Raw genomic sequence first — 1215 nt, 5'->3', positions numbered from 1 at the left:
CGAGGCTTCGTCGGCCGCGGGGCGTGAGCCGCGTGGGAAGCGCCTTTCCGACGGGCGCCTCCGCAGGCCTTGTCACGTAGCCGTCTCGTTCCAGGGCCTGGAGCAGCACGTTCATCGTCTGTCGTGTCACGAACGCGCCCCGCGCAAGCTCGGAGTTCGACAAGCCCGGTCGTTGCGCCAGCAGCTCGAGGCAGGAGTAGTGCGTCACGCTCATCCCGAGCGGTCGCAGTACTTCCTCCATGGCCGCGCGGAGCGCACTCGACGCTTCTTTGAGCAGGTAGCCCAGCGACGTCTCCAGGTCGACGCCGACACTTTCTTGACTCATGTCAGCATTCTGACATAGGTTGGCGCATGTCAGAAAACTGACACACAAATAAGGAGCGTCATCATGCCCGCCACCGGCCCCGACTTCATCTCGCTCCAAGTGCGCGATCTCGACGCTTCACAGGCGTTCTACGAGCGGCACCTGGGCCTCGTCCGCTCGCCGGCCGGACCTCCGCACGCCGTCGTCTTCGAGACGAAGCCGATCGCGTTCGCACTACGCGATGTCATTCCCGGCACCGACCTCGCATCGGTCGCTCAGCCCGGCATCGGTGCCGCGATCTGGCTCCACGCCACCGACGTCCAGGCCATCCACGACGGCCTCGTCGCCGACGGTCACGCCATCGTCTCCGCACCGATCGACGGCCCCTTCGGCCGGACCTTCACCTTCGCCGACCCCGACGGCTACCAGGTCACGCTCCACGACCGCGCTTGATCGACCCAACGCCGCCGGACGATCGTCAGCGGTTGCGCCCTGGGCTCGTGCGTGACGGTGCCGCTCCCGGCCACAGGCGGTGGGCCAGCCGGTGACCTTCACCGTCCCCCTGCCCTCGACGGTGAGCGTGACCGTGTCGCCTGATTTCAGCGGCGGCGGGTCCTGCTCGTCTCGTGCGCCCCATAGTTCGGCGAGGCAGCCTCCGTTGCCGCAGGCGCCGGAACCGGGCCTGCTCGGCGTGCTGTCATCACCGCCGCGATGCCGCTGAGGAGCCGCCTGCACCAGGGACTCCGGCACTCGCCAGTGCGCAGATTTCCGCCCCACTGGCGCCAGGGGCAGGCGGCCCGCTGTCGTCCTGGCCGCCGCTAGGTCGTGTCTTCAATTGATCTTGAGTGGTGGATCATGGTCGGGTGATACGTCGCCATGAACTGTCCGATGAGGAGTGGGAGTTCATCCGT

2 protein-coding genes and 1 pseudogene are annotated in these 1215 nt (G+C 67.2%); 1 reads left to right on the top strand and 2 read right to left on the bottom strand.

The window, feature by feature from the left end:
• A partial coding sequence (locus ABT300_RS44215; RefSeq protein WP_351688870.1) for a MarR family winged helix-turn-helix transcriptional regulator occupies positions 1-325 on the bottom strand: 325 nt, incomplete at its 3' end.
• A gap of 63 nt (positions 326-388) precedes the next feature.
• Between ABT300_RS44215 and ABT300_RS44210 the strand changes: the two genes are divergently transcribed.
• Positions 389-757: a VOC family protein gene (locus tag ABT300_RS44210; protein ID WP_351688868.1), complete on the top strand. Its 369-nt coding sequence runs from the start codon at positions 389-391 to the stop codon at positions 755-757.
• A 90-nt stretch (positions 758-847) separates the two neighbouring features.
• On the opposite strand, the pseudogene ABT300_RS44205 reads toward ABT300_RS44210, so the two are convergent.
• A pseudogene (locus ABT300_RS44205) lies at positions 848-982 on the bottom strand (fumarylacetoacetate hydrolase family protein); the annotation flags it as partial.
• Between the last annotated feature and the right edge of the window lie 233 nt (positions 983-1215).

Source organism: Streptomyces sp. NPDC001027 (assembly GCF_040299045.1).
Lineage (GTDB): Bacteria > Actinomycetota > Actinomycetes > Streptomycetales > Streptomycetaceae > Streptomyces.
This window is presented reverse-complemented; position numbering and strand designations above follow the sequence as displayed.

Bases quoted from the DNA above. Each gene is read 5' to 3' on its own strand.
- ABT300_RS44210 (WP_351688868.1), top strand. From the start codon at position 389: ATGCCCGCCACCGGCCCCGACTTCATCTCGCTCCAAGTGCGCGATCTC.